Consider the following 24820-nt stretch of genomic DNA (forward strand, 5'->3'; position numbering starts at 1 on the left):
GCGGGTCACCAACCGTGAGTGAGGACGTCGTCGAGAGCGGCGACGAACACGTCCGCGCTGTCCCGGGTCAGACACAGCGGCGGCTTGATCTTCAGCACGCACTGCCGGTCGGAGGTCGGCTGCATGATCACGCCGAGTTCGCGCAGCCGCTCGCAGATCGCGGCGGTCTCCTCGGTCGCGGGCTCCAGGGTCGTACGGTCGCGCACGAACTCCACGCCCAGGTAGAGGCCCGAGCCGTGCACGGCGCCGATCAGCGGGTGCCGGTCGGCGAGTTCGACGAGCCGTTCCTTCAAGTGGCCGCCCACGTCAAGGGCGTTGTCCTGGAGGCCCTCGTCGCGCAGGACGTCGAGGACGGTCAGGCCGACGACCGAGCTGACGGGGCTGCCGCCGGAGGAGGAGAAGAAGTAGCCCTGGGTGCGGTAGGCGTCGGCGATCTCGCGTCGGGTGATCACCGCGCCGAGCGGGTGTCCGTTGCCCATGGCCTTGGCGACGGTCACGACGTCCGGTACGGCGCCCTGCTGCTCGAAGCCCCAGAAGTGGGTGCCGAGCCGGCCGTAGCCGACCTGCACCTCGTCGGCGATGCAGAGGCCTCCGGCGGCGCGGGTGGCTTCGTAGACCTGCTTCAGGTAACCGTCGGGCAGGGCCATGCCGCCGGCGTTGCCGTAGTACGGCTCGCACAGGAAGGCGGCGGGTGCGCGGCCCTCGGCGGCGAGTTCGGTGATCCGGGCGGCGGCCTCGGGGCCGTAGCGCCAGGCCTCCTCGCCCCGGTAGCGGCCCCGGTAGGTGTTGGGCGCCGCGACCGTGTGCACCCAGTCCGGGCGCGAGGAAAGGGCGTTGGGGTTGTCGGCGACGGAGGTGGAGACGGCGTCGCTCGCGAAGGTCCAGCCGTGGTACGCCTCCTCCACGGCGACGACGTCCTGCCGTCCGGTCGTCGCCCAAGCGAGCCTGAGTGCGAGGTCGACGGCTTCGGAGCCGCTGTTCACCAGGAACACGGTGTCGAGTTCGGCGGGGAGCAGTGCGGTGAGCCGTTCGGAGAGCTCGACCACCGAGGCGTAGTGGAAACGGGAGTTGGTGTTGAGCCGCTGCCACTGGCGGTGGACGGCGTCGCTCAGGGCGGGGTGGCCGTGGCCGAGCACGGTCACGTTGTTGAGCATGTCGAGGTAGCCGCGGGCCTGGGTGTCCACCAGGTGGTGCCGCCAGCCGCGTTCGATGCGAGGCGGGGCCTCGTAGTAGTGCTCCTGGACGGTGGCGAGGGAGTTGTTGCGGCGCTCCAGCAACTCCGGTTCTCCGGCGGGAGGTTCGGGAGCGGCGGTGAGCAGGAGTGCGGTGGGGTCCGGGCACACGTCGAGCCAGCCGGCGGCGAGGTCGGGGGTGGCGAAGCGGGGTGGGCGCACGCCGGGGAGCCGGGAGAGCTGGACGTGCAGCCGGTGCGGGCCGTCGTGATCGGCGACGATACCGAGCAGTTGGCCGGGCTTGACGGGGCCGGAAGGCAGGGGGCCGGTGTCGAGGCCGTCCAGGATCAGGTCCGGGCCGTCTTCCTGACGGAGTGTCACCACACGGTCGGCGTCCCGGGTCAGCGTGCCCTCCCAGGGCGCCCGCACCTCCAACGGGCCGGTGACGTACAGCTCCACGCCGAGCGCGCAGGTCTCGGGCGGGGTCTCGGTGTCGACGGTCGTGCGGGTCAGCCGGTACTCGCCGTGCCGGGTCCGGGCTGCCTGATGGTCCGTCAACAGCGAGGCAGCGAGGGCTTGTTCGACGTCGGTGTCCTGCCAGCGGCCGGTGTGCAGATCGTCGGCGAGCACGGACAGATCGAGGGCCGGTACGGCGTCGGGGAGTTCGGGCACCAAGCGGTCGCCGGTGAACGGCGCGCGGGGCGCCGACAGGCCCAGCGCGTCCCGGAGTTGTGCCGTCATCACCTGCGCCGGGACCGAGGTCGCGACCTCGAACATCGTCCACTCGCGGTCCAGCGCGGCCGAGGCGTAGTCGTTGTCCGGGTCGAGCCGCACGTCGTACTGGCCGCTGACCACCAGGACGGCCGCGCGCAGCACGACCAGCGGCCAGAGCACGGCGATCTCGTCGTCGCCGAGCGGGCGTTCCGCATGGAAGGCGCGCACGGCGGGCAGTACGGACGTCGGGCCCGCCCCGTGGTGGTGCAGGACGGAGGTGCAGGCGACGGCCAGTTCCGCGACCGTCCAGCCGAGGCCCAGGTCGCCGAAGTCGATCACACCGACGGGCAGCGGGCGGCCGTCGGGGGCGGTCTCGCAGACCACGTTGTTGTCGGTGATGTCGCCGTGGACGACCTGGGCCGGCAGCCGGTCGGTGTGCGGCTCGACCAAGGCGTGCGCGGCGCGGGCGGCACGGAGCACCCGCTGGGCGCGGAACTGGTCGGGCAGGTGCGGGGCCAGTGTCTCGACCACCGGGAGCGCGTTGCGCAGGTCCCACAGCCTGACCCGGTCCGGCTCGGCGGCGTCGAGACCGGCCAGGGCGGCGGCGACCTGTCCGGCGATGCCGCCGAGCCGGGCGACGACCGACGGGGCGAGGTAGCGGCTGTCCATGATCGGCTCGCCGGGAACGAAGTCCAGGAGCAGACAGGCGAGTTCCGAGCCGCCGACGGTGAGCCACTGGAGCCGGTCGCCGTCGACCCCGGGCCGGGCCCGCGGGAGCCTCAACTCCGGGAGTGCCGTGGCCAGTTCGTCGATGGCCGCGCACTGTGCACGGAGGGCGGCGGGGACGGTGGCCGGGTTGGCGATCTTCAGGACGTGTTCGGCGGTGTCGGTGCGCACCCGGTAGTTCTGGTCCTGCTGGCTGCCCAGTGACTGGACGTCGCCACGCACCCCGAACCGCTCGGCGAGCAGCGCGAGCACGTCGGCCTCGTCGACCGGGGCGATCGGCTCGACGAGCCAGTCGGCGGAGGGAAGACCCATGGGTGGCACCGCTTCTCCTGCGTGTGTCTCTTGCCGTGGATGTCTCCGGCATAGCGCGTGACTTGCATGCCGGAACGTTCCGGCAAACGTAGATCCGACATCCCGGAGCGTCAATACCATCAGGGGACATTTCAAAAAAATTGAAAGTTTGGGGTTGGTAAGGCTACCCTCACCTCGCCCCCGCCGCTCAGCGGCCACTCGCACCTCCTGGATGGCGTCATGAGAGTCCCCTCCCTCGGAAGAACCCTGGCCGCCTGCGCGGCCTCCGCCCTGCTCGTACTGACCGGCTGTGCGGACTCCGACTCCGATTCCGACTCCGCCGGTTCGCCGGAGGCCTCCTCCTCGGCGTCCGCCGCCGCGTTCCCCGTGAGCATCAAGCACGCCTTCGGTACGACGGTGATCGAGAAGAAGCCGACGCGCGTCGCCACGATCGTGTGGAGCAACCACGACGCCGCACTCGCCCTCGGGGTCGTCCCGGTCGGCATCCCGAAGCAGACGTACGGCGACCAGGACGGCGACGGCGTGCTGTCGTGGACCACGAAGAAGCTGACGGAACTGAAGGCCGACACGCCCGCGTTGTTCGACGAGTCCGACGGCCTGGACTTCGAGGCGATAGCCGACACCCGCCCGGACGTGATCCTCGCCGCCCACTCCGGCCTGTCCAAGGCCGACTACACCACCCTCAGCGAGATCGCCCCGACCGTCTCCTACCCCGACACCGCGTACGGCACGACCTGGCGGGACACCGTCCGGCTCGACGCCGAGGCGCTGGGCCTCGCCTCGGAGGGCGACGCGCTCGTCGCGAGCCTGGAGAAGTCGATCGACGAGGCGGCCGCGAACCACCCCACGATCGCGGGCCGTACCGCGCTGGTCGGCTACATCGACCCCAAGGACTTCAGCACCGTCGGCTACTACACGACCCACGACGCCCGGAACCAGTTCTCCGTCGACCTCGGCATGAAGTACCCGGACAGCCTGACGGACCTGTCCGCGAAGACCGAGGAGTTGTACGCCACCATCAGCGCGGAGAAGGCCGACGTCTTCGACGATGTCGACATCTTCGTGACCTACGGCGACGACAAGCTCCTGGGCAGGCTCCAGAAGGACCCGCTGCTCGGAAAGATCCCGGCGATCGCGAAGGGCGCCGTCGTCGTCCTGGAGGACAACTCCGAGCTGGCCGCCGCACTCTCCCCGCCCACCGCGCTCACCATCCCGGCCACGACCGACGAGTACGCGGGTCTGCTCGCCGACGCGGCGGCCGACCTCACGTGAGAACACGCTCGTCGCTGTGGCTGCCGGCCTGTGTGCTGCTGGTCGCCGTGGCCGCCGTGCTGTCCGTCATGTTCGGCGCCCGGACGGTCTCCCCCGGCGACGCGCTGGCCGCCCTCGTGCACGGCGACGACGGTTCCCTCGCCCGGGCCGCCGTCCGGCAGCGTGTCCCCCGTACGGGGCTCGCGCTGCTGGTCGGCGCGGCGCTGGGCACGGCCGGCGCGGTGATGCAGAGCCTGACCCGCAATCCGCTGGCCGACCCGGGGATCCTCGGCGTCAATGCCGGTGCCGCGCTGGCGGTCGTCTGCGGCATCGCGTACCTCGGCATCAGCACGCCCGCGCAGTACATGTGGCTGGCGGTCGCCGGGGCGGGTGCGGCGGCCGTGCTCGTGTACGTCATCGGCTCGCGTGGGCGGGGCGGTGCGACGCCGGTGAAGCTGGCGCTCGTCGGGACGATGGTCACGGCGGCGTTGTCCTCGCTGGTCAGCGCGGTGCTGCTGCCCCGTCTCGACGTGGTGGACACCTTCCGGTTCTGGCAGATCGGCGGGGTGGGCGGCGCGTCGGCGGACGGCATCCTCCAGGTACTGCCGTTGCTCGGCGTCGGTTTCGTGCTCAGCCTGGCGTCCGCGCGCGGCCTCAACGCGCTCGCGCTCGGCGACGACCTGGCCACCGGTCTGGGTCAACACGTCGCCCGTACCCGCCTGTTGGCGGCCCTCGGGGCGGTCCTGCTGTGCGGGGCCGCGACCGCGGCGGCGGGCCCGATCGGCTTCGTCGGGCTGGTCGTCCCGCACCTGGTCCGGCTGCTGACCGGCCCCGACAACCGCTGGGTCCTGCCGCTGTCCGCCCTCATCGGGGCGGCCTTGGTGACCCTCGCAGATGTGACGGGCCGTCTGGTGGCCCGGCCCGAGGACATGGAGGTCGGCATCGTGACGGCGGTCATCGGGGCGCCGGTGTTCATCGCCGTCGCCCGACGGCAGAAGGTGCGTGAGCTGTGAGCGAGACCGTCGGGGCCACCGGGGTCGAGGTGATCCGTCGCGGCCGACGGCGCCGGGTCCGCCGTAGACGAGTGGTGATCGCCTGCTTGGTCACGGTGCTTGCCGCACTGTTCGTCATCAGCCTGTGCGTCGGTCACACCGTCTACTCCCCCTACGACGCCCTGCGCGTCGTCCTCGGTGAGACCGTGCCCGGCGCCTCCTTCACCGTGGGGCGGCTGCGGTTGCCTCGGGCGCTCACCGGGCTGCTTGTCGGGTTCGCGTTCGGGCTGGCGGGGGCGACCTTCCAGACGCTGCTGCGGAACATGCTGGCCAGTCCCGACGTCATCGGCATCACGTCGGGGGCGAGTGCCGCGGCCGTCTTCGCGATCATCGTGCTGGGGCTCGGCGGCACGCCGGTGTTCCTCGTCGCCGTACCGGCGGGCATCGCCGTCGCGCTCGTCATCTACCTGCTGACCTACCGTCAAGGGGTGCTCGGCGCACGGCTCGTGCTCGTCGGCATCGGGATGGGCGCGCTCCTCAACAGCGTGACCTCGTATCTGCTGCTGCGGGCGCCGGCCTGGGACGTGCAGGAGGCGATGCGCTGGCTGACCGGGAGCCTCGGCTCGGCGTTCTGGGACGGAGTGGGCCCGCTGACCGCAGGAGTGGTGCCGCTGTCGGCCGTACTGCTGGCTCTGGAGCGCCCGCTGACGGCGCTTCAGCTCGGTGACGACAGCGCCCGCGCGCTCGGCACCCGGGTGGAGACCGTACGGCTGACCCTCGTGCTCGGCGCGGTCGGGCTGACCGCGCTCGCCACCGCGGCGACCGGCCCCATCGCCTTCGTCGCCTTTCTCTCCGGGCCGGTCGCCCAGCGGCTGACCGGCGGCAACGGCTCACCGCTGCTGCCCGCCGCGCTCACCGGCGCGGTCCTCGTCCTGGCCGCCGACCTCATCGGCCAGTTCGCCTTCGACACCCGCTTCCCCGTCGGTGTCGTCACCGGAGCCCTGGGCGCGCCCTGGCTGCTGTGGCTGCTGGCCCGCTCCCGTCGTACCTCTCGCGGTGAAGGAGTCCTGTGAGCGCCACCCGTACCCTCACCGTCGAGGCGGCCCGCTTCGGTTACGCCGGACGGATCGTCGTCGACGGCCTCGACCTGCGGATCCCGCCGGGCGCGGTGACCGTGATCGTCGGCGCGAACGCCTGCGGCAAGTCCACGCTACTGCGCGGGATGGCCCGGCTGCTGGCCCCCGAGCGCGGGTCGGTGCTGCTCGACGGCAAGGACATCCACCGCACGCCCACTCGTCAAGTGGCCCGCGCGCTGGGCCTGTTGCCCCAGTCCCCCACGGCGCCCGAGGGCATCGCGGTGGCCGACCTGGTGGCGCGTGGCCGCACCCCGTACCACGGACTGCTGGGCCGCTGGACCCCGGCCGACGACGAGGCGGTGGCACGCGCCATGACGGCGACGGGCGTACTGGACCTCGCCGACCGTCCCGTCGACGAACTCTCCGGCGGACAGCGCCAGCGGGTGTGGATCGCGACCGCCCTCGCCCAGGAGACCGACGTCCTGCTGCTCGACGAACCGACCACCTACCTCGACGTCACCCACCAGGTGGAGGTCCTGGACCTGCTCACCGACCTCAACCGCGACCGGGGCACGACCGTCGTCATGGTCCTGCACGACCTCAACCTCGCCGCCCGGTACGCCGATCACCTCGTCGCCGTGAAGGACGGCGCCCTGTACGCGACGGGCGCCGCGACCGAGGTGGTGACCCCGCGGACCGTCGCGGACGTGTTCGGCCTGCGCGCCGAGGTCATCGACGACCCGGTGTCGGGCGCCCCACTGGTCCTGCCCGTGGGCAGGCACCACACGCGGGGCGCCTAACCCTCCCCCTCCTGGTCGTCCCGCTCCGCCTTGTACCTGCGCCAGGCGGCGGGCAGTTGCTGTACCTCAAGGAGCCAGCCCAGGTAGTCGCGCATGTTGCGGATGCGCTGGTGGGCGGGGCCGCCGGGGACGGTCCCGGCCAGCGCCCGTGCGGCGAGGTCGCGCTGGCTGCGGAGATAGCCCTGCTCCTTGTCCAGGAAGCCGCCCCAGACGTCCTCGTCCATGACGTAGTAGTGGGCACGGTCGTCGGGGCGCCGCACCCGGCGGACGAATCCCGCCGCGATGAGACTGCGGGTGTACGTCGACACCGAACCGCGGCTGGCTCCGGCCACCTCGGCCAGCTCCTCCGCCGACACGCCCTCGGCCGCGTCGCTGACCATGAGATACGCGGCGATCCGTCCTTCGATGCGCGAGGATCCCATGCTCTGCCAGTAGTCCGCGAAGCTCTCGATGAACCAGTCCGGGAACCTCTCCCCGGCCCGCTCGTCCATCTCGCCCTTCGGCCCGCCGTCCTGCGGTTCCACTGCTCTGCCTCCCCGGCGCATGATCTTCCGGGGAGCCTAGGGAACATGCCACGACGGGGCAAACGTCGGACGGCCCCCCGGCCGTCACGGGCACCGAAGCCCTCCCCGGCCGGACTCTGACACACCGAGCCCGAGCAGCGTCGCCACCTCCGGGTCGGCGAGGGCGAGAGCCGCCCGGCGGGCCTCTGCGGCGGTCGGTGCGGACAGGGCCGCCTCGGCGATCGCCCGGCACCGGGCGAGGGTGTGGCGGCGGAGGGCATGACGTACCGCGGGCAGCGCCGGTGCGGACATCGAGAGGCTGGTCACGCCCATTCCCGTGAGGGCCAGGGCCATGAGGGGGTCGGACGCCGATTCCCCGCACACCCCGACCGGCTTGCGCGCGGCCGTCCCGGCGCGGGCGGTCGCCGCGACGAGGTCCAGCACGGCGGGCTGCCAGGGGTCCAGCAGATCCGCCAGTCCGCCGCTGAGGCGGTCGGCCGCCATCGTGTACTGGGCGAGGTCGTTGGTGCCGATGGAGACGAAGTCCACCTCGGCGAGGATCGAGGAGGCCCGGAGCGCGGCGGCCGGTACCTCGATCATCGCTCCGACGGTCTGCACGCCGTGGGCGCGGGCGAGGCGGGCGAAGGTGCGGGCCTCGTCGGGGGTGGAGATCATCGGAGCCATCGCCCAGACACTGGGGCGGTCCGCCGGCGGCAGCGCGCGGGTGGCCTCGCCCAGGGCCGCGAGCTGCTCTTCGAGGAGTTCGGGCAGCGTACGGACGAGCCGGTAGCCGCGTACCCCGAGCGCCGGGTTCTCCTCTTCCTCCTGGTCGTCCTGGGTGGCGAACGCGAGGGGTTTGTCGGAGCCGGCGTCGAGGGTGCGGACCACTGTCCTGGCACCCTGCGTCGAGGCGAGGGCGCGCGCGTACACCGGGGTCTGCCGCTCGCGCGACGGTGCCTGGACGGCGTCGAGGAAGAGCACCTCGGTACGGAAAAGCCCCACCCCTTCGGCCGCCGAGGGGCCGAGCTGCTCGATGTCGTGGACGGTGCCGACGTTGGCGAGCAGCGCGACCGGCCGGCCGTCGGCGGTCGCGCCGGGGGCGGTGTCGTCGGCGAGCGCGCGCTCGTTCTCCGCCCGGGCGCGGAGGGAGTCGACCAGGGCCTCGTCGGGATCGACGGTGACGGTGCCGTTCGCGGCGTCGACGGCGACGACCGTTCCCTCGGGAATCAGCGTCGCGCCGGACGCCCGTACGACGCACGGTATGCCGAGCTGGCGGGCGATGATCGCCGTGTGCCCGGTGGGCCCGCCCGACTCCGTGACCAGGGCGGCCACCTTCGTCAGGTCCAGGGAGGCGGTGTCGGCGGGCGAGAGGTCGACGGCGCAGACGACGGACGGCTCCCGCAGCTCGGGCAGTCCGGGAGCGGGCAGCCCGAGGATCCGGGCGACCGCGTGATCGCGCACGCTCCTCAGGTCGGTCGAGCGCTCCGCGAACAGGCCCCCGGCCGCGGTGAGCAGCGCGACGACCTCGGCGACGGCTCCGTCGACGGCGAGGGCCGGGCCCTGCCCCTCCTCGATCAGGGCGCGTACCCGGTCGGCCAGTTCGGGATCCGTCGCCATGTCGGACGTGGAACGGAGTACGTCGCCGAGTGCGCCCGGTGCGGTGGCGGCCCGTTCGTCGAGTTCGGCGGCCACCTCGGCCAGGGCCCGCCGGGCCAGGGCGAGCGCCTCGGGGGCGTCCGACGGATCGCGCAGGGGTTGCGCGTGCGCAGGGATGGCGGGCACCGGCCGTACGAGGGCGAGCGGTGCGACGGCGGCCGAGCGTCCGACTCCGAGTCCGGACACCGTCCGGGACCGGATCCGGGTCTCGTTCGCGGTGGCCATCACTGTCCGTCGAGTTCGGTGGCGAGCAGGGCCGCGAGGTGGTCGAGTGCGGGCCCGGCCGTCTCGTCGTCGGAGGCGAGGACTACCTGCTCGCCCTCCTTGAGGCCCAGGCTCATCAGCATGAGCGTGCTGCTCCCCGAGACCGGGTTCCCGTCCGTCCTGCGGACGGTGATGCGATGGCTGGTCTCCGCCGCCGCGCGGGCGAAGGCGGCCGCGGGCCGGGCGTGCAGCCCCTGCGAGCACAGAACGGTGGCGTGGCGCTCAGGCATTTCCCACTCCTTGAGGGGGGTTGTCGTTTCGGCAAGGCACACCAGCGCCGCCCAATTCACGGCGCTGAGAGGGGGTAAAGGGAAAACGGTCAAAGGGCGATCCGGTCGACGGACACAGGGGGTACGAACCCCACGTCGACGACCTCGGCCCGGGACCCGGTGATCTCGACGGTCGACACACTGCAATTGGCGAGCGGGACGACTCCGGTGAACCCGACGAGTGTCAGGTAGGTGACCAGCGTGATGCCGTGACTGACGACCAGGACCTCACCGTCCGGATGGGCGCGCACGATCTGTTCGAAGGCGTCGGCGACACGGGCGACGTAGTGCGCGGCCGGTTCCCCGCCGGGCAGCCCGGGACGCCTCCCGCTGATCACATCTGCAAAGAATTCTCGGGGGTCGACCTCGCCGAACAGCTCGCTCTCGGGCTGTCCGTCCAGCGCGCCGAACGCGTACTCCCGCAGTCCGTCGTCCGCGCGCAGCCGCAGTCCGTCGTGATGCCGGAGGATCTCCCGCGCGGTGGCCGTCGTCCGCCCGGAGGGGCTGGCCCAGGCCGCCGTCAGCTCGACGCCGGCCAAGTGGTCGGCGGTGGCCCGCAGTTGTTTGAGGCCGCCGGGTGTCAGGGGTGAGTCGCACCAGCCCTGGAGACGGCCGGCGACGTTGTACTCGGTGCGCGCGTGCCGTACGAGATGCAGTCTCATCGCAGGCCTGCCGACGGCGCGTCCGCCGGTGCGGCGGGGGCGACCACCTGACTGCGGATCTCGTCCAGGGCGTCCATCACCGCGACACTCTCGTCCAGCGGCATGAGCGGGCTCTCCAACTCGCTCTCGCGCAGGCAGCGTTCCACTTCGAGAGCCTGGAAGTGCATGCCGCGTCCGGGCAGAGCGGGCGGGTCGTAGCGGCGTACGGGGCTGCCGGGACGGCCCGCGTCGTACCGCGTGAAACCCGTCGAGGTGAACCAGTAGGGGTCCAGCTCGATCCAGCCCTCCGTGCCGATCACGGCGGCGGTGTTCGGGCCGGGGGTGTCCATGCTGGTGACAGTGGTGGACGTCGTTCCCCCGCCGTGCCTCATCAGGACCGACGCGCTCGTGTCGACACCGCTCGGCGTCGCAGAGCCCGTGACGGTGATCCGGTGCGGTGCGCCCAGGAGGTGGAAGGCGCACGAGATCCCGTACACGCCCAGGTCCGCGACGGCGCCGCCGCCGAGCGCCGGGTCGTGGTGCCGGCCGGTGGGTGAGTCGTCCAGCTTCTGGAAGTGGTGGGTGACGACGCTTCTGAGGTCGCCGAGCGAACCTCGGGCCAGCTCGGCGCGCACCTCGGCAAAGGTGGGCAGGAACCGGGTCCACATCGCCTCCATCAGGAACACCGACCGGGCGCGGGCCGCGTCCACGAGCCGCCGGGCCGAGGGGGCGTCGGACGTGAACGACTTCTCGACGAGCACCGCATTGCCCGCCTCGATCGCGAGCAGCGCCTGCTCGGCGTGGAAGGGCTGGGGCGTCGCCACGTACACGACGTCGACGTCCGGATCCTCGACGAGGGCCCGGTAGGACCCGTGGGACCGCGGGATGCCGGTCTCCTCCGCGAACCGTGCCGCACGGGCGGGGTCGCGCGCCGCGACCGCCGACACACGGAGTCCGGCGGCGGTGAGGTCCTCGGCAAAGACACGGGCGATCTTGCCCGCGCCGAGGATCCCCCACTGGACTTCACGCGTTCGCATTCGCCACTCCCCGCTGTCGTTCGGTCGCCGCCGATTGGCGTGACCGCACAAAAAAAGACCCGGGAGCGTCTGCCTCTCGGCAACTCGTCCCAGGTCTTGCCCGGCTCACGCCGGTCACAATCCGTGCCTCGCACCGTAGCCGCGAGTCGGTCCGCGCGTCAACGGGATCACCGCCACACCGTATACAACCCCCTCCGGGGAAAAAGGTCGTGCAGGATGTCTGGACACGGATAAACCCGGCGTCTACTGTCTCGCCCCAAGACACCTCCAGGTGTCGCACCAAAGCTGGGATTGTTACTGGACCACAGGCAAAACCCAAGCTGAGACCCGCCGTTCCCCGGAATGGCAATTGGGCCGCGGCTTGGGTTTTTTTGTTGCCCGATTCCGGGCAGGCAGGTCCGGGACAGCGGGGCTCGAGGAGGAGCCGTGACAACTGCAAGCAAGTACGCATCGATCGCCGAGGACGTCCTGAAGGGCGTCGGCGGCAAGGAAAACGTCAGGTCCCTCACCCACTGCGCGACCCGGCTGCGTTTCGTTCTCGTCGACCCGGCCAAGGCGGACAAGGCCGCCGTGGAGTCCACCCGCGGTGTCATCACGGTCGTCGAGGCGGGCGGCCAGTTCCAGGTCGTCATCGGCAACACGGTCGACCGGGTCTACGCGGAGGCCCTCGCCCAAGGGGTGGAAGGGGGCGGCACCAGCTCGTCCGGTGGCCTGCTCGCCCGGACGATCGACCTCGTCACCAGCATCTTCACCCCGTTCCTGTGGGTCCTGGCGGGCGTCGGCCTCCTCAAGGCGTTCCTCGCGGTCGCCGTGAAGATCAGCCCGGACTTCGGCACCACGTCGACGTACGCGATCTGGTTCACGGCCGCCGACGCCACCTTCCAGTTCCTGCCGATCCTGCTGGCCGTCACCGCCGCCAAGCGGTTCAGGGCGAACCAGTTCACGGCGATCGCCGTCGCCGGCTCCCTGGTCTACTCCGCCACCATCGCCGTCATGCCCGGCCCGGACGGCACGACTCTGACGCTCCAGGCATTCGACCAGGGAGGCGGGAAGCTCACCTTCCTCGGCATCCCGGTCGTGATGGTCACCTATCTGTCCGCCGTCATCCCGACCATTCTGGCGGTGTACTTCCAGTCGCACGTGGAGCGTCTGGTGGAGCGGGTGACACCGGACGTGGTCCGCAACTTCGTGACTCCGCTGGTCACGATCGCGGTCGTCGTACCCGTCACGTTCCTCGCCATCGGACCGGCCTCTACCTGGATCGGCGACGGCCTCGCGTCCGGCGTCGACCATCTCTGGGGGCTGGCTCCCTGGGCGGCCGGCGGTGTGCTCGGCGGGCTCTGGCAGGTCTTCGTCCTCTTCGGCGTCCACTGGGCCTTCGTACCGATCATCGCCCAGCAGCTGGCGACCACGGGGCACTCCGAACTGACGGCGGCGCTGTTCGCCCCGGTGCTGGCCCAGGCGGCCGCGACGTTCGCGGTGTTCCTCAGGACCCGTGACCGCGACCTCAAGCTCGTGGCCGGCCCGGCCGCCGTCTCCGCCTTCCTCGCGGGCATCACCGAGCCGGCGATCTACGGTGTCACGCTGCGCCTCAAGCGTCCGTTCGTCTTCGCCTGCGTCGGCGGTGCGGTCGGCGGTGCTGTCGCGGCGGCGGGTGGTTCAGCCGTCGAGGGGTTCGTCCTGCCCGGCGCCATCACCCTGACCGCCGCCCTGGGCGTCGGCAACTTCGCCCTCCAGCTGATCGGCTGCGCGATCGCCATGGCCATCGCCTTCGCCCTGACGATGGTCCTCGGATTCAAGGACCTGCCCACGGCGGGCGGTACCGCCACCGGCACCCCGGACGCGGCGGTCGAGAAGGCGGCGGTCGAGGACGTGGTGGCGACGCTCCAGATACCGGTCGCGGGGAAGGTCGTACCGCTCGACGAGGTTCCCGACCAGGTGTTCGCCTCCGGGGCGATGGGCTCCGGCCTGGCGGTGGTCCCCAGCGAGGGCAAGGTGTACGCGCCCGTCTCGGGCACCCTCGTCAGCGCGATGCCGCACGCCTTCGGCATCCGCAGCGACGCCGGCGTGGAAGTGCTCGTGCACATCGGCCTGAACACCGTCGAACTGCAAGGCAGGGGCTTCACCCCCGCCGTCACCCAGGGACAGCGGGTGAACGCCGGTGATCTGCTCACCGATGTCGACCTTCAGGTGGTGAAGGACGAGGGCTACAACCCCATCACCGTGCTGATCGTGACCGACCCGGGCAGCCACACCTCGGTCGTGCCCACCGCCACCGGTGACGTACAGGCCCGGCACGCCGCACTCGACCTGATCGGCTGAGGAGAGAGACCCATGACCGACCCCACCACCCCCCGCCCCTTCCCGGCAAGCTTCCTGTGGGGCGGCGCGACGGCCGCCAACCAGATCGAGGGCGCCCACGACACGGACGGCAAGGGCGTCTCCATCCAGGACGTCCTGCCCCGCGGCATCGTGGGCTCCCGCACCGAGCACCCCACGCCCGACAACCTCAAGCTGGAGGGCATCGACTTCTACCACCGCTACGCCGAGGACATCGCCCTCTTCGCCGAGATGGGCTTCAAGGTCTTCCGGTTCTCCATCGCCTGGAGCCGTATCTTCCCGAACGGCGACGACGAACTGCCCAACGAGGAAGGCCTGGCCTTCTACGACCGCGTCCTCGACGAGCTGGAGAAGCACGGGATCGAACCGCTCGTCACGATCTCCCACTACGAGACCCCGCTGGCGCTCGCGGAGAAGTACAACGGCTGGGCGAGCCGCGAGCTGATCGGCTTCTACGAGCGGTACGTCCGCGTCCTGTTCGACCGCTACGGCAGTCGCGTCAAGTACTGGCTGACCTTCAACGAGATCAACTCGGTGCTGCACGTGCCCTTCATGAGCGGCGCGATCCCGACGCCGAAGGAGGAACTGTCCCGGCAGGACCTCTTCCAGGCCGTCCACCACGAACTCGTGGCGAGCGCGCTGGCCACCAAGATCGCCCGTGAGAAGGCGCCGGACGCGAAGGTGGGCTGCATGGTGATCGCCATGCCCCTGTACCCGCTCACGCCCGCCCCCTCCGACGCCCTCGCCGTGATGCACGCCGACCACGCCAACCTCATGTTCGGCGACGTCCACGTGCGGGGCGCCTACCCGGGATACGCGCTGCGTCATCTGCGCGAGAACGGCATCGAACTCGACATCACCGACGAGGACCGCGAACTCCTCACCCACACCGTCGACTTCGTGTCCTTCAGCTACTACATGAGCATCTGCGAGACCGCCGACCCCGAGCTGCGCAAGGCGGGCGAGGGCAACATCATGGGCGGCGTGCCGAACCCGACGCTCCAGGCCAGCGAGTGGGGGTGGCAGATCGACCCGACGGGTCTGCGCATCGTGCTGAACCAGTTCTGGGACCGGTGGCAGAAGCCCCTGTTCATCGTCGAGAACGGCCTCGGGGCCAGGGACGAACTGATCGAGGTGGACGGCCGGCCCACGGTCGAGGACGACTACCGCATCGCCTACCTCAACGACCATCTGGTCCAGGTCGGCGAGGCGATCGCCGACGGTGTCGACGTCCTCGGCTACACCACCTGGGGCTGCATCGACCTCGTCAGCGCCAGCACCGCCCAGATGAGCAAGCGCTACGGGTTCGTCTACGTCGACCGTGCCGACGACGGCAGCGGCACCCTGGCCCGCCACCGGAAGAAGTCCTTCGCCTGGTACGCCGACGTCATCCGCAGTCAGGGCGCCAGCCTGCTGCGGGGCGACGGGAGACCGTAGTCCCCGCCATGCTCCCGGCGAGGCCCAGGAGCGCGGCTATCCTGCTCCTGGGCCTGGCCAGTAAGGACTCACGCAACGATGCGCGTCAAGAAGATCTTCAACAACAACGTCGTACTGGGCGTCGACGAGCACGGCGCCGAAACCGTGTTCCTGGGTCGAGGGCTCGGTTTCCAGGTCAGGCCCGGGGACGCGGTGGACGCCGACCGCGTCGAGCGTCAGTTCGTGGCCCAGGCGATGCCCGCCGAGCGCCTCGCCGCCCTGGCCGCCGAGATACCCCTCGAAGAGATCGCGGTCATGGAAGAGGTCGTCGCCGCCGCACGGGCCCGGCTCGGCGAGAAGATCAGCGAACACGTTCTGCTGCCGCTGGCCGACCACGTCCACTTCGCGCTCGCCCGGGCCCGCGCCGGAGCCTCGATCGAGTACCCGCTGAAGTGGGAGATCGAGAACCTCTATCCGGCGGAGGCCGAGATGGGCACGGTGGCCCTGGACATCATCGAGCGGCGGCTCGGCGTACGGATGGACGAGACCGAGGCCCTGCCCCTCGCCCTGCACTTCGTCAACGCCCAGATCGGCTCGGGCGACATCGCGGCGACCGTGCAGATGACGCAGTGGCTGCGGGTCGCGCTGGAGACGATAGGTGAGGACTTCGGCGTCACGATCGACCAGCGCTCCCTCGCGGCGGCGCGGTTCGTCACCCATCTGCGCTACCTCTTCCTGCGTGCCCGGGACGGCAAGCAGTCCCCGGAGGTCGGTGACCAGATCGGCGAGGCGGTCAGGACCGCCAGGCCCCTCGAATACGCCTGCGCCGAGCGGCTGGCGCACCGGATGGAGGAGCTTTTCGACCGGGAGGTGGGCCGGGAGGAGATCCTCTATCTCGCGCTGCACGTCAGTCGCCTGACGGGACACGGCCAGTCCGACACGACGGAGGGCACCCATGCCGGCGCCTAGCGGCGAGCAGGACGCGGGCGCGATCCTTCGTGGCGTCGGCGGCCGGGAGAACGTCACCCGGCTGACGCACTGCTTCGTCCGCCTCCGGTTCGTGCTGCTCGATCCGGCGGCCGCCGACCTCGATGCCCTCCGGGCGCATCCCCTGGTCGCCTTCGCCGTGTGGCAGGCGGACGAGCTGCACGTCGCGCCCCGACGTGACCTCTTCCGGCTGTTCGCGGAACTCAGCGACGAGGTCGGCGACACCGGCGCTCCCTGAAGGAATGCGCGACGGGCGGGCCGGGTGTCCCCGGCCCGCCCGTCGCGGGTGCCCTTCCGATGGATCGGGTGTCGTCAGGAGAGCTTGATCAGGGTGTAGTCGTCGCAGTATCCGGCCGCGGCGCCGGAGTTCTTGTAGCAGTAGGTCGCGGCCGAGGTGACGGCGGCGCCCGTGGTGAAGAAGATGGGCTGCTGGGCGTAGGACGTCGTCGAGCCCCGCAGATACGTCTCCGTGCCGCCGAAGCTCTTCACGCCGACCGCCACCTCCTCACCGGCGGTGGCGACCTTGGCCCACGCGGCCAGCAGGTAGGTGCCGCTGGAGGTGAGACCGCTCACCGTCTGGATGGCGCCGCTGGCACTGACCCCGGTCTGGAGGGAGTACGTACCGCTGCGGGCGTTGGACGCGACCACGCTGGACGCCGTACCCGTGCTCTGGGTCCAGGGGGTCAACGCGGCTGTCTCGAAGCCCGGGTTGGTGACCGCGTTGGTGGCGGACGAGAGGGCCTCCACCGCGATGTCGTCGCAGTAGCCCGCGCCGCTACCGCCGGAGTTCTTCCAGCAGTAGACCGTGGCCGTGGTGTTGGAGGAGCCGGTGGTGAACAGGACCGCCGCCTGGGTGTACGACGTCGTCGCCACGTTGGTGAACGTCTCCGTGCCGCCGTAGCTCTTGACGCCGATGGCGAGGGTCTCGCCGGCGGTGGCCACCTTGCCCCAACCGGTCAGCAGGTACGTGGTGTTGGGGCTGAGGCCGGTCAGGGCCCGGTTGGCGCCGCTGCCGCTGGCCTGGGTGGTCAGCGCGTAGCTTCCGGTGCGGGCGTTGGCCGCGGTGACGGACGGGGCCGCTCCACTGTTCGTCCAGGGGCTCAGCGCCCCCGACTCGAAGCCGGCGTTGGCGACGAGGTTGCCGCCGGTGCCGTTGTAGGCGCCGATGTTGGGCGCCGCCGTCGCGGAGACCGCGTTGCCGAAGGCGTCCAGGCCGCCGTTGTCACTGATGACCGCGCCGGCTCGGATCACCGGGGAGGACGGGTAGACCTGGTAGGCGTTCTCGCCCGTGTACGAGGAGGAGGTGTCCGCGCCGCCGGGGTTGCGGAACTGCGGGTCGGTCACGACCTTCGCCGAGTCGGTGGGCTCGGAGGACGGGTGGGCGCCGTAGAAGAGGTTGTTGGAGTAGACGGAGCCGGAGCTGGTGGTGAAGTAGCCGCCGGTGCCGTAGTTGAAGACCGCGTTGTTGCGGAAGGAGAGGGTGCCGGTGACGCTCGATCCCCTGCGTGAGTACAGGATCGGGGTGTTCAGGCCGCTCTTGTTGACGTAGATGCTGTTGTTGTAGATGAGCGGGACGGCGACCGAACTGCCGCTCTTGTTGGGGACGTTGCCGACTAGGTGGAAGACGCCCGTGCCGTGGGTCGGGGTGCCGGCGGCGGGGCAGCCCGCGTTGGTGCCGTCGTTCTCGCTGATGTTGTAGCGGATCACCGTGCCGTCGCTGGGGACGGTCGAGGTGGGCTCGTTGGCGATGGTGAACGGCGGCATGATCAACATGAAGCCGCCGAGGTTCTGGTGGCTGTAGTTGTACTGGAACGTGGTGTTGTGGTTGCCCCAGTCCACGTCGAAGCCGGTGCCGTCGGCGCCGTCGACATGGCAGTAGACCTCGTTGTTCTGGACGACGGTGTCGTTGCTGCCGGACATCCAGATACCGGCCGAGGCCTGGTTGCAGTACTGGCCGGAGGGCGGACAGTTCTCCTTCGCACCGCCGTAACCGGCCTTGTTGCCCTCGATGAGGGCGCCGTCGTTCTTGACGACGAGGATGTCGTCGGCGCCGCTGTAGGTGATCGTGTTGTCGCGGATGACGGTGTTCGTGGTCTGGCCGGTGCCCTGGCCGTCCCCGTCCGGGGTGACGGCGACGGCGATACGGTCGACGTGGTCGAAGGTGTTGTCCTCGACCAGCACGTCGTCCCAGGTGGAGACCGGGGTGGTGTGGTTGGTCTGGACGCCGACACCCGCGTTGGTGGCGTACCAGCCGCCCGAGTAGCCGCTGATGTTGTGGATGTACATGTCGTGCACCCGGATGTGGTGCAGGACGCCGCCCGAGCTGTTCTCGGCGAGGACGCCGGAGCGGTAGGCGGGCGAGGCGGCGCCGTTGGTGAGTTCCAGGCCGCCGATCTCCCAGTACTGCTGGTTCAGGAGGTGGATGACGGGGCCGGTGGCTCCGGCCGCGTCGATGACCGGCTTCGTGCCGGTCCCGTACGAACCCATGGTGATGGGGCTGCCGGAGGCGCCCGAGCCGCCGGGGGCGAGCTGGCCGGTACAGGTCGTGCCGGCGGCGAAGAGGATGCTGTCGCCCGCGGTGAAGGTGGTGCTGTTGACGCCGCTGACCGAGTTCCAGGGGCTGGCCTGGGTGCCGGTCCCGTTGGTGGCGGCCGAACAGTTCACGTAGTAGGTGGTGCTCGCGGCCAGGGCGGTCTGGGCAGGGATGAGAAGGGCGCCCGCCAGTGTGGCGAGCAGGGTGAGGATGCGGGACGCACGGACGCCCGGGCGGTCCGATCTGCGACGCTTCATTGCGACGCTCCTTGCTGGGTGAAGGTGTCCGCCGCGCCGCGGGATGCGACGCGGGGCTTCCTGCACCGGGCGGACCGAAGCGGATCCGCCCGGGGGCTGTGAAGCGGCCGTCTCAGCTCAGCCGGAGGGGCGTTTCGAGTACGGAGGCGTGCCGCATGCCCGTCGGCAGCGTCAGGACGACGGGCTCCCAGGCCACGCCGTCCTTGCTGCGGGCCGCGCCGTACCTGCCTTCGAGGAAGTGGTCGAAGATCATGACCATGTCGTCTCCGCGGCGGAAGATCGACGGTCCCTCCACCACCGAGGGGGTGACCGGACCGACGGAGGAGGTGTGCGGACCGCCGGGGGTGTCGAAGGTGATCAGGTGGATGTCCTTGTGCGCGGTGGCGAGGTCGTTGGTGCCGCGTTCGTCCTTGTAGGCCATGAGGAATCCGCCGTCGTCCAGCTCCCGCACGGTGGCGTCGATGACCGAGTGCCCGGGGTCGAAGAACACGGCGGGGGCCGAGAAGGTCCTGAAGTCCTCGGTGGTGCAGTGCCAGATGCGGTGGTTCTGGCTGATGTGCTCGTAGTCGTGGCCCTCGGCCGTGCCCCCGACCTCGACGACCGACGACCAGATGAGGTGGTAGAGCCCTCTCCCCCGGTCCAGGAAGAACTCCGGGGCCCAGGCGTTCTGGGCGCCCTCCACACTCGTCATGACCGGGATGAGCTCCTGGTCCGACCAGGTGAGAAGGTCGGCGGAGGTGGCGTGGACGATGTACGGGCTCGTCCAGCCGTCGGTGGCCAGCAGATGGAACAGACCGTCGGGACCCAGCCCGATGAACGGATCCCGCAGTCTGCCGGTGCCGACCGTTCCCCGCAGGACGGGCCGACCGCCGTTCACGGGCACGAACTCGTGGCCGTCGTCGCTGTGGGCGAGGTGCAGCGCCTCGTCGGCGTTGGTGAAGTAGGAGACCACGTACATCGTGGGAGGGTCCTTCCGGGACGTCGGGGCAGGGGGAAGTCCCCGACGGTGGGGGCGTCGAGTGTCGGGAGGCCGCGGATCGACCGGCCGGGGTGGGTCAGGACTTGACCGCGCCGGCGGACATGCCGGCCACCACCTGGCGCTGGAAGAAGACGAAGATGACCAGCAGCGGCAGGACGCCCAGCAGGGCGGCCGGGAACAGGGTGGTCGGCTGCACGGTGTTCGGGTCGATGAACGAGTACGCGTTCACCATGACCGTCCGCTTCTCGGGGTCCTGGAGGAACACCAGCGGAACCAGCAGGTCGTTCCAGACCTGGAGGGCTACGAAGGTCAGCAGCGTGCTGGTGACCGGGCGCAGCAGCGGCAGGATGATCGTGAAGAACGTCCGGAAGGCACCGCAGCCGTCGAGTGCCGCCGCCTCCTCCAGGTCGCCCGGGATGGAGCGGATGAAGCTGGTGTAGAAGAACACGGCGACCGGGAGGTTCAGGGCCGTGTAGATGAGGACGACTCCCGTGTAGGAGTCCAGCAGGTTCAGGTCGCGCATCAGCAGGTACAGCGGCGCCACCACGACGAACACGGGCACGGAGGTGCCCAGGATGAACAGCCGGTACACGGCGGTGGACCAGTGCTGGGTGATCCGGGCGAGCGGATAGGCGGCGAGCGAGCCGACCACGGTGACGACCACGCACGAAACCCCGGTGATGAGCAGGGTGTTGAGGGTGCTGCGCCCGTAGTGGATCTGGCTGAAGGCGTCGGTGAAGTTCCGCAGGGTGAACGAGTGCGGGATGCCCAGCGGGGAGCGGGCCACGTCCGCCGCGGTGCGCAGTGAGGTGGCGACCGTGAAGAGGAAGGGCAGGACGAACAGCAGTGTGCCGAGGCACAGCAGCACGGTGCCCAGACCGCCGGTCAGCCGGCGCAGCCGGACGCCGGGCGCCTTGGAGGTCGTACGACTGCCGGGGAGGCGGTCGGTGGGCCGGGGGCCGGAGACCGACGGGACGTCCGGCGCGGTGGTGTCTGAAGTCATGGTGGTGATCCGTCAGATTCCGTGAGAGGCCGTCAGATGCGTCGCTCGCGCAGCCGGAGCAGGGAGGAAGTGGCGCTGGACAGGACGACCACGGTCACCAGGAGGACGACCGACAGGGCGACGCCGTAGGCGAACTTCCCGCCGCCGAAGACGTTCCGGTACACCAGCAGGGTCAGGGTGTCCGTGGCTCCGGCCGGGCCGCCCTTGGTCAGCACGAGGGGGAACTCGAAGACCTTCAGCGAGCCGATGAGGCTCAGCGTCACGTTGACGGTGAGCGCGGGGGCGAGCAGCGGCCATTCGATGCTGACGAAGCGCCGCCAGCCGGTCGCGCCGTCCAGCGCGGCCGCCTCCAGGAGTTCGGTCGGCATGCTCATGTAGCTGGCGAGGAAGATCGCGCAGGAGTAGCCGGTGAACATCCAGATGTTGACCGCGGCCACCGAGTAGAGCGCGGTGGAGGTGTCGCCGAGCCAGACGTGGTTGAGGCTGTGCAGGCCGACCAGGTCGAGCAGGGCGTTGATGCCGCCGGTCGGCGCGAACAGGTACGACCAGATGAAGGCCGCCATCACCGGTGAGATGAGCGTCGGCGTCAGCAGGACGACGCTGAGCGCCTTGCGGACGCCTGGGCGGCGGAACAGCATGCTCGCGAAGAGCAGCCCGAGGCCGTTCTGCACGACCACGACGACGACCGCGTACAGCACGGTGTGCCACAGGGCCGCGGAGACGGCCGGGTCGTCGGCCATGTCGCGGTACTGCTGGGTGCCGACGAAGTTGGCGATCGGGCCGCCGAGGCTGTCCGTCATGCTCAGGTACAGGCCGCGGACCAGCGGATACAGCATGAAGGCGCCGTACAGGACGATCGCCGGAAGCAGGAAGGCCGCCATGGTGGCTGGCCGTCGGTGGAACACGAGGGTCCTCCTCTTCCCGGATGGCCGTGGTGGGGGCGGACAGGAGCCGTCCTCCCGCCCCCACCACGGCGGACCAGGGGTGGCCGGGTTACTTCGCGGACGCCGCGGTCTGGATGTCCTTCAGCGTCTGCGCGGCGGACGCCGTGCCCAGCAGATAGGCCTGGATCTTGGAGCCGGTCGTGGTCTCGGCGGCGGCGCCGTACCAGGAGTTGGACGGGAGGATCCGGTAACGGCCGTCCTTGAAGGCGGTGGTGAAGACCGTCGTCTCGGTGCTCTCCGGTGTGGTGCCGCCGGTGAAGGGCGACTCCGCGTTCTCGGCTGCCAGGAACTTGGCGAGGTTCTCGTTCTGGGACCAGAACTTGACGTACTCGCGGGCCGCGTCACCTTGCTGGGACTGGGAGTTGACGCCCCACATGGTGCCGGCGAAGAGCATGCCGTTGGGCTTGGTGCCCGCGGCGCCGCCCGGCCAGGGAGCGAAGGAGACCGGGAAACCGGCCTTCTTGATGTTGGAGACCTGCCAGGCGCCCTGGTACCAGAAGGCGCTCTTGCCGGCGCTGAAGTCCTGCGGGCCCTGCGACCACTCGTCGATGCCCAGCTCGTTCTTCCAGTTGACGTATCCCTTGTCCTCAAGGGTCTTCAGCTGGTCCAGCGAGCTCTTCCAGTCGGGGTCGAACGAGGTCTTCCCGGCGAGGAAGTCGGCGTCCCACTGCTTGTTCTTCTGGTAGACGAGGGTCGATCCGGCGGCCTGGAGGACCGAGCTGCCGGTCCAGGCGCTCTTGTCGGGCAGCGAGATGGGGGTGATGCCGGCCTTCTTGACCTTGGCGAGGTCCGCGAGGAACGTCGGCCAGTCGGCGGGCACTTCGGTGATGCCCGCCTTCTTCAGCAGGTCCATGTTGGCGTACAGGCCGATGCCGATCAGCTCCATCGGCATGGCGAGGGTCTTGCCGTCGGACTGCGCGAACGGCTTGGCGTCCGGGGCTATTCGGCTCGCCCACGACTCGTCGGACAGGTCGGCGAGGTAGCCGGAGGCACCCCACTTCTTCATCTTGTCCGTGTCGACCATGATGACGTCACCGGCCTTGCCGCCGAGCAGCTCCGGCTGGAGCTTCTGGACGTAGGTGTCGTTCGCGGTGATGTACTCGAAGTCGACCTTGATCTTGGGGTGCGCCTTCTCGAACGCCTTGTTGATCTCCGCGACGTTGGCGGGCTCCGCGCCGCCGCCCTTCCAGGCCTGCACGTGGATGGTCACCGTGCCGTCACTGGACGCGCCGGACGACCCGCCGCCGCACGCGGCCAACGACACCGTCATGGCGGCGATCGTGGTGGCGACCGCGAGACGTCTCCCAGAGCGCTTCATTGCACACCTCACCCATCGTCGGTAGGACCGACTTGTTCTCTGCGAATGGTTTGACCCGTCCGGTCGGTGTTCGCGTGGGTACGACAGCGACAGGCACGGAAGGAGTAGGTCAGCCGGAGTTGCGGCGAACGTTACGAGTTGATGGCCGGGACTGTAACGCAAAACTTAGGCGACATCTATACGTAACTTTCCGTGACCGCCCGCGCTGACCCCGCGAGCAGCCGATTGCCTGCTCGGGCCCGATTTCATTGACGAACACCGAGCCTTATCGTTACAGTTTTCCTTACCTTCGGTTGAAACTTTGGTGTTTCCTCCGGGCCAGTGAGAGAGTGAGCGCCTCAATCGGGGGCGCAGAAGGGGGACTTGAGTGGCCGGGCGGGTGACCATCGCGCAGGTGGCCGAGGAGGCCGGCGTCTCCGCGATGACCGTGTCCAACGTCATGAACGGCAAGCCCGGGGCCTCCGAGGAGACCCGGCGCCGGGTCATGGAGGTGGCGGGGAAACTCGGCTACCGGCCCAATGTCGCGGCCCGCAACCTCAAGGCCGGCCGCAGCGGGCTCGTCGGGCTCATCGCCCTGGACCTGACCAGCCAGTACGGACTGGAGATCCTCCGCGGAGTCGCCGACGAACTGGCCGGCGCAGAGCAGGAGCTGCTCGTCAACGCCTCGTACCACGACGCGGTGCGCGAGAAGGACCGCATCGAGTTCCTGACCCGCGGTCTCGTCGACGGGGTGCTCCTGATCGCCCCCGTCCTGGAGGACGAGACGGTCAAGCTGCTGCGCCGGCAGAAACTGCCCTGCGTCATCATCGATCCACGGCGCCTGGACGTGCCCCTCCCCCGGCTGACCGTCGACAACTACCACGGGATGCGGCAGGGCACGCAGCACCTGATCGACCTGGGACACACCCGGATCGCCTATCTCCGCGGCGAGGAGGACCTGGAGAGCACGTCCATCCGCTTCCAGGGCTTCGAGGACGCGATGCGGCTCGCCGGGCTGGAGGTCGACGAACGGCTGGTCGCCTCGTGCGACTTCTCCTACGCCTGCGGCTTCCGCACCGCCACCCGCCTGATCACCGAACACCGTCCCACGGCGATCGTCGGCGGCGCCGACCTCATGGCGCTCGGTGCGGTCGATGCCGCCCGGGCCTGCGGCCTCGACGTGCCCACCGACTTCTCGGTCGTCGGCTTCGACGACCTCCCGCAGGCGGCGCAGAGCTTCCCCGGTCTGACCACCGTGCGCCAGCCCCTCCACGACATGGGCCAGAAGGCGGCGCGCGCGCTGCTGTCGCTCATCGACGGGCAGAAGCTGCTCATGGAGCACATGGAGGTCGGCACGGAACTCGTGCTGCGCAACTCCACGGCCCCGCCGTCGACCCGGTCCGTCGGGGGATGACGCCCGACTCCGTTCCGGGCCTGCGCACGACGAACCCGGGCCGCTCTTCAGGGAGTCGCGTCAGCGCGCCGCCGCGCGGACGGTGAGACAAGCGCCGCCCGAGGTCGGCTGGGTCGCGTCGGCATCCGTACGGGAGACGCCGACCATCAGCAGGAGATCGGCGATCACCAGCGCGAGGAGCAGCCGCAGTCGGGCAGGTGTCCACGACATGAGAGGGACTCCTTTCCTCTGAGGGCG

General features: G+C 70.2%; 21 protein-coding genes. 9 read left to right on the forward strand and 12 right to left on the reverse strand.

What is annotated here, in order from left to right; translation table 11 throughout:
- Nucleotides 1-5: 5 nt before the first annotated feature.
- A complete protein-coding gene (locus OG787_RS00955) occupies nucleotides 6-2924 on the reverse strand; it encodes an aminotransferase (protein ID WP_405533979.1) in 2919 nt (972 codons plus the stop codon).
- Nucleotides 2925-3143: 219 nt separating this feature from the next.
- Here OG787_RS00955 and OG787_RS00960 point away from each other — a divergent pair, with 219 nt between their 5' ends.
- From OG787_RS00960 to OG787_RS00975, 4 genes are read left to right on the forward strand one after another with little or no spacing between them, the layout of a single operon-like run.
- Nucleotides 3144-4196, forward strand: coding sequence for an iron-siderophore ABC transporter substrate-binding protein (locus OG787_RS00960; protein WP_405533980.1), 1053 nt, complete (start codon nucleotides 3144-3146; stop codon nucleotides 4194-4196).
- Nucleotides 4193-5188 (forward strand): FecCD family ABC transporter permease, encoded by a 996-nt coding sequence (locus OG787_RS00965; protein WP_369033401.1) that lies wholly within the window; start codon nucleotides 4193-4195, stop codon nucleotides 5186-5188. Before OG787_RS00960 ends, OG787_RS00965 begins: the two co-directional genes overlap by 4 nt.
- Nucleotides 5185-6240, forward strand: coding sequence for a FecCD family ABC transporter permease (locus tag OG787_RS00970; protein WP_405533981.1), 1056 nt, complete (start codon nucleotides 5185-5187; stop codon nucleotides 6238-6240). The genes OG787_RS00965 and OG787_RS00970 overlap by 4 nt, the downstream gene beginning before the upstream one ends.
- The gene (locus OG787_RS00975; protein WP_405533982.1) at nucleotides 6237-7043 is read left to right on the forward strand and encodes an ABC transporter ATP-binding protein; all 807 of its coding nucleotides are present in this window, start codon (nucleotides 6237-6239) and stop codon (nucleotides 7041-7043) included. The genes OG787_RS00970 and OG787_RS00975 overlap by 4 nt, the downstream gene beginning before the upstream one ends.
- On the opposite strand, the gene OG787_RS00980 is transcribed toward OG787_RS00975, so the two are convergent.
- The 5 genes from OG787_RS00980 to OG787_RS01000 form a co-directional block, all read right to left on the reverse strand.
- Nucleotides 7040-7567 (reverse strand): GbsR/MarR family transcriptional regulator, encoded by a 528-nt coding sequence (locus OG787_RS00980; RefSeq protein ID WP_405533983.1) that lies wholly within the window; start codon nucleotides 7565-7567, stop codon nucleotides 7040-7042. The genes OG787_RS00975 and OG787_RS00980 overlap by 4 nt on opposite strands.
- An 84-nt stretch (nucleotides 7568-7651) precedes the next feature.
- Nucleotides 7652-9427, reverse strand: a complete 1776-nt coding sequence (locus OG787_RS00985) for a phosphoenolpyruvate--protein phosphotransferase (protein WP_405533984.1) — start codon at nucleotides 9425-9427, stop codon at nucleotides 7652-7654.
- Nucleotides 9427-9696: an HPr family phosphocarrier protein gene (locus tag OG787_RS00990; RefSeq protein WP_369033397.1), complete on the reverse strand. Its 270-nt coding sequence runs from the start codon at nucleotides 9694-9696 to the stop codon at nucleotides 9427-9429. The genes OG787_RS00985 and OG787_RS00990 overlap by 1 nt, the downstream gene beginning before the upstream one ends.
- Nucleotides 9697-9785: 89 nt before the next feature.
- Complete coding sequence (locus tag OG787_RS00995; RefSeq protein WP_405533985.1) at nucleotides 9786-10397, reverse strand: histidine phosphatase family protein; 612 nt, start codon at nucleotides 10395-10397, stop codon at nucleotides 9786-9788.
- Nucleotides 10394-11413, reverse strand: a complete 1020-nt coding sequence (locus OG787_RS01000) for a Gfo/Idh/MocA family protein (protein WP_369033395.1) — start codon at nucleotides 11411-11413, stop codon at nucleotides 10394-10396. Before OG787_RS01000 ends, OG787_RS00995 begins: the two co-directional genes overlap by 4 nt.
- A gap of 426 nt (nucleotides 11414-11839) precedes the next feature.
- Here OG787_RS01000 and OG787_RS01005 point away from each other — a divergent pair, with 426 nt between their 5' ends.
- The 4 genes from OG787_RS01005 (at nucleotide 11840) to OG787_RS01020 (ending at nucleotide 16394) form a co-directional block, all read left to right on the forward strand.
- Entirely contained in the window at nucleotides 11840-13735 is a 1896-nt protein-coding gene (locus OG787_RS01005) for a beta-glucoside-specific PTS transporter subunit IIABC (protein WP_405533986.1), read from the forward strand.
- 12 nt (nucleotides 13736-13747) lie between these two features.
- Nucleotides 13748-15190, forward strand: a complete 1443-nt coding sequence (locus OG787_RS01010) for a glycoside hydrolase family 1 protein (RefSeq protein WP_405533987.1) — start codon at nucleotides 13748-13750, stop codon at nucleotides 15188-15190.
- A gap of 78 nt (nucleotides 15191-15268) precedes the next feature.
- Nucleotides 15269-16138, forward strand: coding sequence for a PRD domain-containing protein (locus tag OG787_RS01015; RefSeq protein WP_405533988.1), 870 nt, complete (start codon nucleotides 15269-15271; stop codon nucleotides 16136-16138).
- The gene (locus tag OG787_RS01020) at nucleotides 16125-16394 is read left to right on the forward strand and encodes a PTS transporter subunit EIIB (RefSeq protein ID WP_405533989.1); all 270 of its coding nucleotides are present in this window, start codon (nucleotides 16125-16127) and stop codon (nucleotides 16392-16394) included. The genes OG787_RS01015 and OG787_RS01020 overlap by 14 nt, the downstream gene beginning before the upstream one ends.
- Nucleotides 16395-16468: 74 nt before the next feature.
- On the opposite strand, the gene OG787_RS01025 is transcribed toward OG787_RS01020, so the two are convergent.
- The 5 genes from OG787_RS01025 to OG787_RS01045 all read right to left on the reverse strand — a co-directional run bounded on the left by OG787_RS01025 (nucleotide 16469) and on the right by OG787_RS01045 (nucleotide 23190).
- The gene (locus OG787_RS01025; RefSeq protein ID WP_405533990.1) at nucleotides 16469-18946 is read right to left on the reverse strand and encodes a carbohydrate binding domain-containing protein; all 2478 of its coding nucleotides are present in this window, start codon (nucleotides 18944-18946) and stop codon (nucleotides 16469-16471) included.
- A gap of 112 nt (nucleotides 18947-19058) precedes the next feature.
- Complete coding sequence (locus OG787_RS01030; protein WP_405533991.1) at nucleotides 19059-19904, reverse strand: glycoside hydrolase family 43 protein; 846 nt, start codon at nucleotides 19902-19904, stop codon at nucleotides 19059-19061.
- 97 nt (nucleotides 19905-20001) lie between these two features.
- A complete protein-coding gene (locus OG787_RS01035) occupies nucleotides 20002-20928 on the reverse strand; it encodes a carbohydrate ABC transporter permease (protein WP_405533992.1) in 927 nt (308 codons plus the stop codon).
- 32 nt (nucleotides 20929-20960) lie between these two features.
- Nucleotides 20961-21833, reverse strand: a complete 873-nt coding sequence (locus OG787_RS01040; protein ID WP_369033387.1) for a carbohydrate ABC transporter permease — start codon at nucleotides 21831-21833, stop codon at nucleotides 20961-20963.
- 88 nt (nucleotides 21834-21921) lie between these two features.
- A complete protein-coding gene (locus tag OG787_RS01045; protein WP_369033386.1) occupies nucleotides 21922-23190 on the reverse strand; it encodes an ABC transporter substrate-binding protein in 1269 nt (422 codons plus the stop codon).
- Nucleotides 23191-23557: 367 nt separating this feature from the next.
- Between OG787_RS01045 and OG787_RS01050 the strand changes: the two genes are divergently transcribed.
- Nucleotides 23558-24583, forward strand: a complete 1026-nt coding sequence (locus OG787_RS01050) for a LacI family DNA-binding transcriptional regulator (RefSeq protein ID WP_369033385.1) — start codon at nucleotides 23558-23560, stop codon at nucleotides 24581-24583.
- A 60-nt stretch (nucleotides 24584-24643) separates the two neighbouring features.
- On the opposite strand, the gene OG787_RS01055 is transcribed toward OG787_RS01050, so the two are convergent.
- Nucleotides 24644-24793: a hypothetical protein gene (locus OG787_RS01055; protein ID WP_405533993.1), complete on the reverse strand. Its 150-nt coding sequence runs from the start codon at nucleotides 24791-24793 to the stop codon at nucleotides 24644-24646.
- Between the last annotated feature and the right edge of the window lie 27 nt (nucleotides 24794-24820).

The sequence above is a fragment of the Streptomyces sp. NBC_00075 genome (assembly GCF_045041225.1).
In the GTDB taxonomy this organism is placed as follows: Bacteria; Actinomycetota; Actinomycetes; order Streptomycetales; family Streptomycetaceae; genus Streptomyces; species Streptomyces adonidis.